The organism is Microbacterium sp. bgisy189 (genome assembly GCF_965345345.1).
Lineage (GTDB): Bacteria > Actinomycetota > Actinomycetes > Actinomycetales > Microbacteriaceae > Microbacterium.
This window is the reverse complement of the sequence record NZ_CBDRMZ010000004.1, coordinates 224,639-236,676: the sequence shown is the minus strand read 5'-3', so window position 1 is coordinate 236,676 and position 12,038 is coordinate 224,639. Positions and strand designations below refer to the sequence as shown.

Below are 12,038 nucleotides of genomic sequence, written 5' to 3'. Positions count from 1 at the left end.
CCCCCCCCCCCCCCCCCCCCCCGAGGCCCTCGCTGCGCTCGGACGAGCGGCGGAGATCGCTGGCGACGACCCCAGCGTTCTCCAGGCCGCCGAGGATGCGGTGACCCTCGCCGAGATATCGGGCGACGGCGAGGCGACCGTCGCACTGCGGTCGCACTACGCGGATCTGCTTCACGCGGCCGGGCGGATCGACGAAGCGCGTGAACAGCAGCAGCGATGGGCGGTCGAACTCTCCGTCCTCCTGAATGCCCACGGCGCCGACTGGACTGTCCGCGATTGAGCTACGCGACAGCTGAGATTGGTGGGCGGGAACTGCACGGCTGAAGAGGCTGCTCGTGGCGCCGGTTCACGGAACGTGCGCGGGGAGACTGGCTCGGTGATTGCGACTGTCACCATCGTGAACGTAACGGCGAGCTCGAGTTCGGCGATCGGGAGCGGAAGGAGCGGTACTTCCCTAGCCGGCGGGGCGCCACGGCGCCGGAGCGTCGACTATCCCTGTGGATGCAGCAGTGCGGTAGGAGCGTACGGACCGGCCGCCTCTCCGTCGAGCAGATCGCGTTCCTCGACGACGCGGTCCGCGGCTGGCGAGAGGGCGTCACGGTCAACTTGCGTCGGTGGCGGGATTGAGCGGCCGGCTGCCGAGATTCGAGATGTAGACACTTACTCGACTGTTCAGATGCCTAGAGATCTCTCCAGGAGCGTCCAGATCCATCGAAGCCCGGTCGCGTATGCTGGCAATCACCACCGCCGGAGTGAAGCCGAAGTGCAGGATTCCGGGGGTTTTTGGCATCCGCGAGATCATCCGGGCCTGTGGCGCAGCTGGTAGCGCACCTGCATGGCATGCAGGGGGTCAGGGGTTCGAGTCCCCTCAGGTCCACGAAATTCCCGCTCCGGCGGGGATTTTCGCGTTTCAGGTGCCATGAGGCACCACCTCCGAATCCATTCGACGACGCGCCCGAGCCGAGCGAGCCCGGCACCGCGGCGATCGGGTTAGCATTGCCAACCGATGAAGAACGACCGGTTGCGCAGATTCACCGGCCTCGCAGTGATCGCGTTGACGACACTCGCGGCGGCAGGCCTCATGCTCGTCGTCATCGCCGCCGATCCGGGAGAGTTCGCGCGTCCCCACCGCCTGCAGGTTGCGGACGGGTGGAGCCTGCTCTACGACGACCACATGCCGCCGTGGCTGCTGGTGCTGCTCGCCGTCGTGCTGACCGTGGTGATCGGTACGGCGATCGGCGGCTTCGAGTCGTTCGTCGCCAATCGCTCGCGCCGCAGCCCGGAAGGCGCACTCAAGCGTCCGATCTCCCCACGGACGATCATGGCCGCGACCCGCGGCGTGTATGCCGGCGAAGTGACCGTCACGGTCCTCATTCCCGCGCACAACGAGGAGAAGAGTCTTCCGATCACCCTCGCGTCGCTCAAGGCGCAATCGACGCCCCCTGACCGCATCCTCGTCGTCGCCGACAACTGCACCGACGGGACCGTGCAGGTGGCACGCGACGCCGGCGCCGACGTGATCGAGACCGTCGACAATCGCCACAAGAAGGCGGGCGGACTGAACCAGGCGCTCCGGGGTCTGCTCCCGCACCTCGGCGACAACGACACCGTGATGGTGATGGACGCCGACACCGCGCTCTCGGATCGGTTCATCGAGATCGCCAAAGCCCGCTTCACGGCGGACCGCGCGCTCATGGCCGTCGGCGGCCTCTTCCACGGGGAGCCGGGCCACGGACTGCTGGGTCAGTTCCAGCGCAACGAGTACACGCGGTACTCCCGTGAGATCGAGCGACGCCGCGGGCGCGTCTTCGTGCTCACCGGGGCGGCATCGCTGTTCCGCCCCGCCGCGCTGCGCGCTGTCGCCGATTCCCGCGGCACCCTCATCCCCGGCGTCCCGGGCGACGTGTACGACACCGTCGCGCTGACCGAAGACAACGAGCTCACGATCGCGATCAAGTCGCTCGGGGGCCTCATGACCTCGCCGCGCGACTGCACCGTCGTGACAGAACTGATGCCGACGTGGGGGATGCTCTGGAAGCAGCGGCTGCGCTGGCAGCGGGGCGCCATCGAGAACCTCGCGGCATACGGCGTCACGCCGACGACCGTGCGCTACTGGGCGCAGCAGATCGGCATCGGCTACTCCGTGATCGCCCTCGCCTCCTACTTCCTGCTGATCTTCCTCACGGTGGTCGCACTCGACGAGTTCGTCTGGTTTCCGTTCTGGATCACCGTGGGATCCGTTTTCGTCCTCGAACGCCTCGTGACCGTCTGGCGAGGGGGATGGCGGGCCCGAGTGCTGTCGGTGTTCGTCCTGCCCGAGCTCGTCTTCGACATGTTCCTGAACGTGGTGTTCGTCAAGGGCATCATCGACATGTCGTTCGGGCGAGAAGCGGGTTGGTCGCACCTCACCACGGCCGCGAAGGAGACGTCGGCATGATCGCGGGCATCGCGCGTGCGGGGCTGCTGCTGCCCGAATCCATCCTGCAATCCGACTGGTTCTCGGCGCTGGCGACGTTCGTCGCCGTCAACACCCTCATCTACGTCGCGTTCGCTGCGATCAAGATCTTCCCTGCGCCGCGCTTCACCCGCGGTCGAGGTCGCAGCCGGCGCGTCGAGACGCGCAGCATCCACCCGGATGGCGAAGTGTGACGCACCACGCGGACCGCTGATCCGCTGTTCGTCGCGTGCGGTGCCCTAGGCTCGAAAGAACCCCGAACGAGGATTCGAGCGCGGAGGAGGAGCGTTGTCACCCCAACCCGTCCTCGCATCCCGTCGCAGGCCGCTTTCGCAGCGCCTGTGGCGACGACAGTCGTTGCGGTCGGGGGTCTCGGCGATCGGCTTCGGCTTCATCGGGGCCCTCATCGCAGCCGACCTCATGCTGCGCACGCACACCGTCACGGTCACCATCGTCGAATCGATCATGGTCGCGGTGTGCGCAGCCGGCACGATCGCGGCGCTCGCACTCGGCAATCGATTCCCCCGATGGGGCGGCGCGGTCGTCGGGTTGCTCACGATCGCGGGAATCGCAGTCTTCGTCGCGTTCTCGATCAGCGGACCCGCAATCGTCGGCGCGCTGCTGATCATCCCGCCGGTCGCCCTCTATTTGGGGTGGGGAATGCGCCCCTGGTCGGCTCGAGCCGTGCTGCTGGGACTCATCTTCGCCGTCGTCGGCGGACTCCAGACCAACCTCACGTTCCAGACCTCCGTCCTCCTCGACGGCGCAACGCCCGTCTACGCCGCGGTCGTCTCCTGGTTCTGCCTCGAAGTCGCCATCATCCTCGGCGGCAGACTGCGCCGAGCCGCCCGAACGGATTCGCTCACCCAGGCACTGAATCGACGAGGGCTGCGGGCGCATTTCCGCGTCGGCGGAGCGCGGCGCACGGCCGCCCTCGTCGTCGCAGACCTCGACGGCTTCAAATCCGTCAACGATGTGCACGGGCACTCGGCGGGCGACGAGATCCTGCGCGCGAGTGTCGCCGCGTGGACGCATGCGCTGCACCGTCGCGGAGTCGTCGGGCGATGGGGCGGCGACGAATTCGTGATCCTCCTGCCCGCCGGCGTCGATGCCGTCGCCCTCGCCGAGGAGCTCCAGAGCGTCTCACCCCACCCATGGACCGCCGGCGTCGCGCGGGTGGAGGCAGATGACACCCTCGAGACCGCGATCCACCGCGCCGACGCCGACCTGTACTCGCACAAGGGTTCAGCCGCCGAGCGGCGAGAACGCGCCCTGATGAGGTGGGAGGAGCGCGCGAAGTCGGCGACCTGGTGGCAGCGTATCCTCCGCCACCAGACGCCGTTCACGGTCGTGATGGCGCTCGCGGCCCTCGGGCTGGGGCTGACCGTGGCGATCGATCACGCCAGCGGGATGGTCCCGGTCGGACCCGACCTCATCGTGTACGCGATCATCGCGACCTGCGCGGCGGGCATCGTCGTGCCGCTCGCCCTCGGCCACCGGTACCCGAAATGGGCCGGCATCGTCGCGATCCTCATCGCCGGATGCGCGATGTTCTACTACGCGGCGTGGGCCGCGGACCCGCGATTGATCGTCAACATCCTGCTCGAGATCCCACTGTTCGCAACGCTGCTCGCATGGTTCTACCGCCCGCCCGTCGTCCGCGGCGTGCTGACGACCGTGCTCGCCCTCGTGACGCTCGGGTGGCTCGTGAACCCCTTTCCCGGCGTCACGTTCGCGGTGGGGCTGCAGCCCATCATCGCGACGACGTGCGTGTCGTTCCTCATCTCCGAAGTGGTCGCGTTCGTGCGCGAACGCGAGCGACGCGTTGCCGACACCGACGCGCTGACAGGTGCACTGAACCGGCTCGGCTTCGTCGATGTGATCGACGACGTCGCCGCGCGCACCCATCGACGAGGGGCTCCGCTGACGCTCGTCGTCGTCGACTTCGACGAATTCAAGAAGCTCAACGATCTGCACGGCCACTCCGCGGGAGATGCCGCGCTACGCGAAACGGTTGCGGAGTGGCGCGCAGGCCTCCGCGACAGTGACCTCATCGCGCGTGTCGGCGGCGATGAGTTCGTCCTCGCCCTTCCTGCCGCGCGGGTCGAGGATGCGGAGGGAGTCGTCTCTCGACTGCAACACGCGTCTGACCAGCGCTGGAGTTGGGGGGCCTCCGAGATGCGCCGGGGCGACACGCTCGATGAAGCGCTGCACCGGGCCGATGTCGCGATGTACCGGGCGAAGGCCACGCGACGTGATCGCGGCGCAGCGTGATCGATCAGCGCGGTTTCACGCTGTGCGGTCGATCACCTCGATCAGGCGCTCCCTGATCACCGCACCGCGCGTCGCGAAGCCACGCTGCCGGCGCACGTAGTCCGCCTTGCCCTCGGGCCGCTCGACGGGGACGGGTGCCAGACCGTACCCGGTCAGATCGTACGGCGAGGCGGCCATGTCGACGGTGCGGATGTCGCGCGCCAGGGTGAACGCGTCCAGCAAGAGTTCGCCGGGCACGAGTGGGCCGAGTTTGACGGCCCACTTGTACAGGTCCATGCCTGCGTGGAGGCACCCGGGCTGTTCATCGCCCGTCTGATCGTCACGTCGCAGGGACGAACGGTTTCTGGGTGCCGCGTCGGCGGTGAAGAACCGGAACGCATCGAAGTGGGTGCAGCGCAGTTCGTGGGCATCGACGACTGCGTCGGTGCCCACGGCGCCGAGGCGCAGCGGGAGGTCGTGCCGCGTATCGCGGTCGCGATAGACCATCGCCCACTCATGCAGACCGAAGCAGCCGTAGCCCGCGGGGCGTGCCGCCGTAGCCCGAAGGATCTGCCGAATGCCGCGAACGAGGAGCGCCTTCTCGGCTCTGAACGCCTCCCCGTCGACGACGAGTGATCCGCGCTCTTCGCCGGGTCGATACCACCGCCACGCCGCGCGGGCATCGTCGGCCGCGCCGACGAGCTGCACGCGCTCGCCCGGATGCCACCGGCGCAGCACTGCGGGCTTGTATGAGTAGTAGGTGAAGAGGAAGTCCTCCACCGGATGCCGCTCACCACGCGCCGTCCGCTCGCGATGCGCAGCGGTCAACTCGTCTGCGCGCGCGATGTGGGCGGCTTCGACCGCACGCCAAGCGGGCGCCGGACTCATGCCCCGAGGCGCTCGATCAGCGAGGGGGAGTCATTGCGCACGTTTCCCACGGCGCGATCGACGGCGTATGCCTCGAGCGTGTCGGCCAGTGCGGGCGCGGCATCGATCGCCGCGTCGAGGATGTCACCGACGTTGTCGGCTTCGGTGTCCAGCCACGCGTCCGCATGGTCCGCGTCGAGGAACAGCGGCATCCGATCGTGGATCGAGCCGAGGGAGCCGACCGCGTCGCGCGTCATGATCGTGAAGCTCAACATCCATCGAGCGGGATCGTCCTCGGCCTTTGCCGGGTCCTTCCACCATTCGTAGAGCCCGGCGAACAGCAACGGCGAGCCGTCGGCCGGGTGGATGAAGTGCGGCGTTTTGACGCCGTCTTCGGTCTTCCACTCGTAGTAGGCCGTGGCAGGAACCACGGCACGACGCTTGATCAGCGCCTGGCGGAACATCGGCTTGTCCTCGACCTCTTCGGAGCGCGCGTTGAACGCGCGGGTACCGATCGAAGGATCCTTCGCCCAGGCCGGGACGAGCCCCCACCGCGCGCTCTCCAGGCGGCGCGTGGGCGGATCGGTCTTGGCCGAGTCCAGCACGATCGCGGCGCGCGCGGTCGGCGCGATGTTGAACGACGGCGCCGGCAGGTCGTCACCCTCGACGTCGACGCGCAGCACACCAACGAGTTCAGACCCGACGTCTGCCACTACGAATCGCCCGCACATACCGCCAGCGTACGCGGCCCGTCCGACACGCGATCAGTCGTCGACGACGCCGACGTCGGTCAAGCGCTCGAGCAGTTCCGCACCGTCGTTGCCCGTCACCCACGGCACTGCGGCAGCCGAATGGTCATCGACCGCGGTGCGTCCGCCCGCCAACACCGCCTCAGCAGGCGACAGGCGACGGATGGCGACGGCGGCGACGTGCTCTGGGAATTCGCTCGTGAACGCCGTGTACAGCGCGTCGTCGTGTTGACCGTCGTCGCCGATCAGCATCCACCGCACGTTCGGAAACTCTGCCGCCAGTCGGCGCAGATTCTCGCGTTTGTGGTCCTGACCGCTGCGGAACAGTCGGTCATGGGTCGGGCCCCAGTCGGTGAGCAGCAGGGAACCGGCGGGGAACAGGTGTCGGCGCAGGAACCTTCCGAGCGTCGGCGCGACGTTCCACGCTCCCGTCGACAGATACACGACAGGCGAGCCCGGGTGATCGCGGACGAGACGTTCGAGCAGCACCGCCATGCCCGGAACCGGCTGCCGTGCATGCTCGTCGAGGACGAACGAGTTCCAGGCCGCGACGAGGGGCCGGGGGAGCGCCGTGACCATCACGGTGTCGTCGATGTCGGAGATGACTCCGAACGTGACCTCGTCGGAGACGATGAAGACACGCGTCGACACCGGCTCGGACCCTTCGACCGACATCGTGATCGGCTGCCAACCGGGCTTGAGCGATGCGGGCAGGACGGTGTCGACGACTCCGCCGCGGTCGGCGACGACGGCGTGGGTCACCCCGTCGACCGTGATCTCGACCTGCGCGAATCCGACAGGCACCGACACGAAGCTGCGCCAGCCTCGCACGCTGGCATATTCCCCCCGCGCCCTGGTGGGGACGGGCGGCACGATGAGCACGCGGCCGACCACCCGCACCCACTTCTCGCCGCCGTAGCCGGGGAACGCGGCGACGGTCGGTCGCTGTCCGCGTTTGCGCGCCCGGCGCTCGCGCCAGGCATGGAAGCGGTACTCCAGGCGCGCCAGCCAGAGCACGTCGGAGGAGCGGGACGAACGGGACATCGTCCTCAGTCTTTCATGCCCTCCGCCTTCGGCGAGGAGTCGGGCGCGGCATCCACCCGCAGGTGATGCGCTTCGCGCGCGAGGATGACCCGCTTGATGACGTAGGCGACCACCAGGAACACCACGATCACACCGACGAACAGGTATCCCGCGTAGTGCAGCTGGTCCGCGAGCTCGCGGTAGGTTCCGGCGGCGGCCGCGGCGACGGACACGTACAGCACCGACCAGATCGTGCACGCGGGGGCTGTCCAGGCGAGGAATCGCCGATACGAGAAGCCGCTCATGCCCACCGTGAGCGGGACGAGCGAATGCAGCACCGGCAGGAACCGCGACAGGAAAATCGCCGGTCCGCCCCGCCTGCGCAGGTACAGCTCCGCGCGCACCCAGTTGTGCTCACCGACCTTCGCGCCCAGCCGGGAGAAGCGGATGTGCGGACCCAACCACCGCCCGAGCCAGAACCCGATGCTTTCGCCGACGAGCGCCCCCACGATCACGACGACGACGAGGATGCCACCCTCCCAGAAGGAGGAGACGGCGGTCCCCGAGACGATGACGATGGTGTCGCCGGGGACGACGAGTCCGATCAGCACGCTGGTTTCGAGCATGATCGCGAGTCCTGCCAGCACGGTCCGCAGCACCGGGTCGACACTCTGCACGGCATCGAGCAGCCAGGTGAGGAACTCGTTCACGGCTCCAGCGTAGGCGTCTAGGCGGCGACTAGCCTGAGAAGGTGGATCTGACCGCCCGCCCCCTGCCGTGGACGGACCCGGAGACGCTCTTCTGCGCCGGGCCGGCGAACGCCGACGGCGGGTTCTGGCTGGATGCCGGACCAGCAGCCGTCGAAGGCTGGAGCTACCTCGGCATCGGCGAGTCGCCCGTCGGCGTGCCCCGCGAGGTCGCCGTCGCGCCGTCGACGCCGGCGCCGAAGCGGTGGGGGCCGTTCTCCGGGGGATGGGTCGGATGGTTGGCGTACGATCCCGCCGCCGGTCGTGCCGGTGCTCCTGCCCGTGATGAGGGTCCGGGCTCACGCGGTGTCCGCGTGCGGGCGTTCGTCGCGATCGACCATGCGTCGCGACAGCAGTGGGCCGTCGCCGCGCCGGACGAGCTGGACGCACACGTGCAGCGCGTCGCCCGGTGGGCAAAGACGCACGCCCCTGCACTCGCTCCTGCGCCCGCGATCCCGACCCGATCCCGGCACTCGGCCACACGCTATGCGGACCTCATCGAGGCGTGTCGCGACGTCATCCGGGAGGGCGACGCCTACCAGCTCTGTCTCACGACGCGGTTCGAACTCGACGGCGCGGTCGACGCCGTCGCGGCGTATCGACGGCTTCGCCGTGCGACACCGTCGCACCACGGCGGTTTCCTGCGGGTCGGTGATCACGTGCTGGCCTCGGCGAGCCCGGAGCGCTTCCTCGACATCGTGGGCGGTACCGTGCGTACGCATCCCATCAAGGGCACGCGACCGCGCGGTCGGACGCCGGACGACGACGCGCAGCTCGCAGCGGAGCTTCGTGCGAGCGCGAAGGAGCAGGCCGAGAACGTCATGATCGTCGACCTGATGCGCAACGACCTGCAACGCGTGTGCGAGCCGGGTTCGGTGACGGTCGAGCGCCTCCTGGAGGTCGAGTCCTACCCGGCGGTCCACCAGCTGGTCAGCACGGTGGCAGGCCACGTGCGGGAGGGGACGACCATCGGGCAGGTATTGGATGCCGCGTTTCCCGCCGGCAGCATGACCGGCGCCCCGAAGCTGTCGGCCATGACCGTCCTGCACCGGCTGGAGGATGGCACACGGGGTGTGTTCGCCGGGTGCTTCGGCTGGATCGGTGACGAAGGTGCCGCTGACCTCGCGATGGTGATCCGCTCGATCTTCGTCGGGCCCGACGCCGCGTATGTCGGCGCGGGCGGCGGCATCACGTGGAGTTCGATCACGGCCGACGAGGTCGCCGAGGTCGGGATCAAGGCGCGCGGTCCGCTGGCAGCGGCGGGCGGACGTCTTCCGGCCGGGTGGTGAGCGCTGCTCCGGTAATCTGAGGGGACGCCTTGCGGCGTTCCCTGCTTTCGATGATTGGTACCTCCTCCGTGTCACAGATCAACGCCACCGACACCGACGCGCCCGCCGACGGCTTCGACGCGTACGCGATCCAACAGAAGTGGCAGGCCCGCTGGGCCGAGGCCGACCCGTTCCGTGCGGGCGGCGAGGAGGACACGCGCCCCCGCAAGTACGTGCTGGGCATGTTCCCGTACCCCTCAGGCGACCTGCACATGGGTCACGCTGAGAACTACGCGTACGTCGACGTCGTCGCGCGCTTCTGGCGACACCGCGGCTACAACGTGCTGAACCCGATCGGCTGGGATTCCTTCGGCCTCCCCGCCGAGAACGCCGCCATCAAGGGCGGCGCAGGGTCCGACCCCCGCGAGTGGACCTACCGCAACATCGACCAGCACAAGAAGAGCTTCCGCGAGTTCGGTTCGTCGTACGACTGGAGCCGCGTGCTCCACACGAGCGACCCCGAGTACTACCGCTGGAACCAGTGGCTGTTCCAGCGTCTCTACGAGCGCGACCTCGCGTACCGCAAGGACAGCCCCGTCAACTGGTGCCCGAACGATCAGACGGTGCTTGCGAACGAACAGGTCGTCGACGGGCACTGCGAGCGCTGCGGCGCCGAGGTCGTGAAGAAAAAGCTCACGCAGTGGTACTTCAAGATCACCGACTATGCCGATCGGCTGCTCGACGATCTGAACCAGCTCGAGGGCTTCTGGCCGTCGAAGGTCATCCGTATGCAGCGCAACTGGATCGGTCGCTCGGTCGGCGCGGACATCGACTTCGAGATCGAAGGTCGCGCCGAGAAGGTGACCGTCTTCTCGACGCGTCCCGACACGCTGCACGGCGCGACCTTCATGGTCGTCGCGCCCGACAGCGACCTTGCGGCGGAACTGGCTGCCGGCTCGACGGCCGAGGTGCGCATGCGCTTCCAGGACTACCTCGATCAGGTGCAGCGCCAGAGCGACATCGAGCGTCAGAGCACCGACCGGCCGAAGACGGGTGTCTTCCTCGATCGGTTCGCCGTCAACCCGGTCAACGGGGAGCGGCTGCCGATCTGGGCGGCTGACTACGTGCTCGCCGATTACGGTCACGGCGCGGTCATGGCCGTTCCCGCCCACGACCAGCGCGACCTGGACTTCGCTCGTGCGTTCGATCTGCCGGTGAGAACGGTCGTCGACACGACCGCCCCGGTCACCGGCGCGATCCCGGTCATCGAGACCGATGAGGACGGTGTTCCCATCCTTCCCGAGGACGAGAGCCTCGAAGAGATCGACCCCGCGCGGACCGGTATCGCCCTCACCGGCGATGGACGCATGATCAACTCCGGCACCCTCGACGGGCTGTCGAAGCGTCATGCGATCACCCGCGTCATCGAGCAACTCGAGGCCGCCGGCACGGGTCGTGCCGCGAAGTCGTACCGCCTTCGCGATTGGCTCATCTCACGTCAGCGGTTCTGGGGGACGCCGATCCCGATGATCCACACGCAGGACGGTCGCATCGTGCCGGTGCCCGACGAGCAGCTTCCGCTGCGCCTGCCGGACGCGACCGGCCTCGATCTGAAGCCGAAGGGCACCTCGCCGCTGGGCGGGGCGACCGAGTGGATGCAGACGACCGATCCCGAGACCGGTGAACCGGCGCTGCGGGATGCCGACACGATGGACACGTTCGTCGACAGCTCGTGGTACTTCCTGCGCTTCCTCGCCGCGAACGATCCGACGCAGGCGTTCCCGTCGAGCGAGGCCGACCGGTGGGCGCCGGTCGACTCGTACATCGGTGGCGTGGAGCACGCGATCCTGCACCTGCTGTACGCACGCTTCATCACGAAGGTGCTGTACGACATGGGCCTCATCGACTTCACGGAGCCGTTCTCGAGCCTCATCAACCAGGGCATGGTGCTGCTGGACGGCTCGAAGATGTCCAAGAGCAAGGGCAACCTGGTCGAGTTCGCCTCGAGCATGATGGACCCGGGCGCCGACGTGGTGCGCACCGCCATCGCCTTCGCCGGTCCGGTCGAAGACGACATCAACTGGGAGGACGTGTCGACCACCGGTGCCCAGAAGTTCCTGGCGCGGGCATGGCGCGTCGCCAAGGACGTCACGAGCGACCCGGACGTGCTGTGGAAGACCGGCGACCCTGCACTCCGCCGCGTCACGCACCGGCTGCTGGCCGACGCTCCGAGCCTCGTCGAGCAGACGAAGTTCAACGTCGTCGTCGCGCGCCTCATGGAACTCGTGAATGCGACGCGCAAGGTGATCGATTCCGGTGCCGGCCCGGCCGACGCCGCCGTCCGCGAAGCAGCCGAGGCGACCGCGATGATCCTCGACCTGTTCGCGCCGCACACGGCCGAGGAGATGTGGGAGGTCCTCGGCTACGACGGCTTCGTCGGGCTCGTCGCGTGGCGCAGCCCCGACCCGTTGCTGCTGGTGGAAGAGTCGGTGACCGCCGTCGTGCAGATCGACGGCAAGGTTCGCGGCACCCTGACCGTCTCGGCGAAGATCTCGGCCGATGAGCTCGAAGCGCTCGCGCGTGCCGACGAGAAGGTGCGCCGTTCACTCGGTGACCGCGAGATCGCGCGGGCCGTCGTTCGAGCGCCGAAGGTCGTCAGCTTCACGACCGCCTGAGT

The 12,038-nt window shown here is 68.3% G+C and carries 10 protein-coding genes and 1 tRNA gene; 7 read left to right on the top strand and 4 right to left on the bottom strand.

Annotated features, from left to right (window positions below):
- The 5 genes from ACSF8R_RS08135 to ACSF8R_RS08115 all read left to right on the top strand — a co-directional run.
- Nucleotides 1–280: hypothetical protein (locus ACSF8R_RS08135; RefSeq protein WP_434811358.1), on the top strand; the 280-nt coding region annotated here is incomplete at its 5' end.
- Between the two features lie 524 nt (nucleotides 281–804).
- Nucleotides 805–877, top strand: a tRNA-Ala gene (locus ACSF8R_RS08130).
- A gap of 129 nt (nucleotides 878–1,006) precedes the next feature.
- A complete protein-coding gene (locus tag ACSF8R_RS08125; protein ID WP_434811357.1) occupies nucleotides 1,007–2,437 on the top strand; it encodes a glycosyltransferase family 2 protein in 1,431 nt (476 codons plus the stop codon).
- A complete protein-coding gene (locus tag ACSF8R_RS08120; protein WP_434811356.1) occupies nucleotides 2,434–2,649 on the top strand; it encodes a hypothetical protein in 216 nt (71 codons plus the stop codon). The genes ACSF8R_RS08125 and ACSF8R_RS08120 overlap by 4 nt, the downstream gene beginning before the upstream one ends.
- 94 nt (nucleotides 2,650–2,743) lie before the next feature.
- Entirely contained in the window at nucleotides 2,744–4,729 is a 1,986-nt protein-coding gene (locus ACSF8R_RS08115) for a diguanylate cyclase domain-containing protein (RefSeq protein WP_434811355.1), read from the top strand.
- Between the two features lie 15 nt (nucleotides 4,730–4,744).
- On the opposite strand, the gene ACSF8R_RS08110 is transcribed toward ACSF8R_RS08115, so the two are convergent.
- From ACSF8R_RS08110 to ACSF8R_RS08095, 4 genes are read right to left on the bottom strand one after another with little or no spacing between them, the layout of a single operon-like run.
- The gene (locus ACSF8R_RS08110; protein WP_434811354.1) at nucleotides 4,745–5,596 is read right to left on the bottom strand and encodes a 3-methyladenine DNA glycosylase; all 852 of its coding nucleotides are present in this window, start codon (nucleotides 5,594–5,596) and stop codon (nucleotides 4,745–4,747) included.
- On the bottom strand, nucleotides 5,593–6,306 hold the full coding sequence (locus ACSF8R_RS08105) for an SOS response-associated peptidase (RefSeq protein WP_434811353.1): 714 nt from the start codon (nucleotides 6,304–6,306) through the stop codon (nucleotides 5,593–5,595). The genes ACSF8R_RS08110 and ACSF8R_RS08105 overlap by 4 nt, the downstream gene beginning before the upstream one ends.
- A 33-nt stretch (nucleotides 6,307–6,339) precedes the next feature.
- Nucleotides 6,340–7,368 carry an App1 family protein gene (locus ACSF8R_RS08100; RefSeq protein ID WP_434811352.1) on the bottom strand — a complete coding sequence of 343 codons (1,029 nt, stop codon included), beginning with the start codon at nucleotides 7,366–7,368 and terminating at the stop codon, nucleotides 6,340–6,342.
- Nucleotides 7,369–7,373: 5 nt separating this feature from the next.
- On the bottom strand, nucleotides 7,374–8,057 hold the full coding sequence (locus ACSF8R_RS08095) for a DedA family protein (RefSeq protein ID WP_434811351.1): 684 nt from the start codon (nucleotides 8,055–8,057) through the stop codon (nucleotides 7,374–7,376).
- Between the two features lie 41 nt (nucleotides 8,058–8,098).
- On the opposite strand from ACSF8R_RS08095, the gene ACSF8R_RS08090 reads away from it, so the two are divergent.
- Complete coding sequence (locus ACSF8R_RS08090; RefSeq protein WP_434811350.1) at nucleotides 8,099–9,382, top strand: anthranilate synthase component I family protein; 1,284 nt, start codon at nucleotides 8,099–8,101, stop codon at nucleotides 9,380–9,382.
- A gap of 50 nt (nucleotides 9,383–9,432) precedes the next feature.
- Entirely contained in the window at nucleotides 9,433–12,036 is a 2,604-nt protein-coding gene (gene leuS, locus ACSF8R_RS08085; RefSeq protein ID WP_434811349.1) for a leucine--tRNA ligase, read from the top strand.
- Nucleotides 12,037–12,038 lie beyond the last annotated feature (2 nt).

Bases quoted from the DNA above. Each gene is read 5' to 3' on its own strand.
- ACSF8R_RS08125 (WP_434811357.1), top strand. From the start codon at position 1,007: ATGAAGAACGACCGGTTGCGCAGATTCACCGGCCTCGCAGTGATCGCG.
- ACSF8R_RS08100 (WP_434811352.1), bottom strand. From the start codon at position 7,368: ATGTCCCGTTCGTCCCGCTCCTCCGACGTGCTCTGGCTGGCGCGCCTG.
- ACSF8R_RS08105 (WP_434811353.1), bottom strand. From the start codon at position 6,306: ATGTGCGGGCGATTCGTAGTGGCAGACGTCGGGTCTGAACTCGTTGGT.
- leuS (WP_434811349.1), top strand. From the start codon at position 9,433: ATGATTGGTACCTCCTCCGTGTCACAGATCAACGCCACCGACACCGAC.
- ACSF8R_RS08120 (WP_434811356.1), top strand. From the start codon at position 2,434: ATGATCGCGGGCATCGCGCGTGCGGGGCTGCTGCTGCCCGAATCCATC.
- ACSF8R_RS08110 (WP_434811354.1), bottom strand. From the start codon at position 5,596: ATGAGTCCGGCGCCCGCTTGGCGTGCGGTCGAAGCCGCCCACATCGCG.